We start from the raw sequence: 397 nt of genomic DNA on the forward strand, positions 1-397 counted from the left end.
CAAATTCAAGGGGATGAAAAGCTGTTACGAGGAAATTGTCCGAAAAAAGAGCATACAAAAGTGACCCTCAACTGAAAGCAAAATTTTCAGTTCAGAGTTAATGCAATCAAGAAATTAAAAAGGAGCCGTTATTTACCGGCGAGAAGAGTCCGCTTTAAGCAGATATCCTGTGGCGGAATAAGTTCGAGTCCGAGTAAATGCAATACGTCCTCGCCATACAGGTTGATAAAGATCTCTGCAGGAGATTTTCCGTTAAATTTTTTCCTCCCGTATGAGTTTATATGAGACATCATCAGGTTGATATCAGTTTGGGATAAATTGTCGAAAGTTGTTCCCTTGGGAAGGATCCTTCGAATGAGAGTATGATTATTTTCAACCTTCGGTTTTTCCTGCGGTG

The 397-nt window shown here is 40.1% G+C and carries 1 pseudogene; it reads right to left on the minus strand.

Features of this window, described 5'->3' with window-relative positions:
* Nucleotides 1-128 precede the first annotated feature (128 nt).
* Nucleotides 129-397: pseudogene (locus D7D26_RS12705) on the minus strand (IS30 family transposase); the annotation flags it as partial.

This window comes from Pyramidobacter sp. CG50-2 (assembly GCF_003612005.1).
GTDB lineage: Bacteria > Synergistota > Synergistia > Synergistales > Dethiosulfovibrionaceae > Pyramidobacter.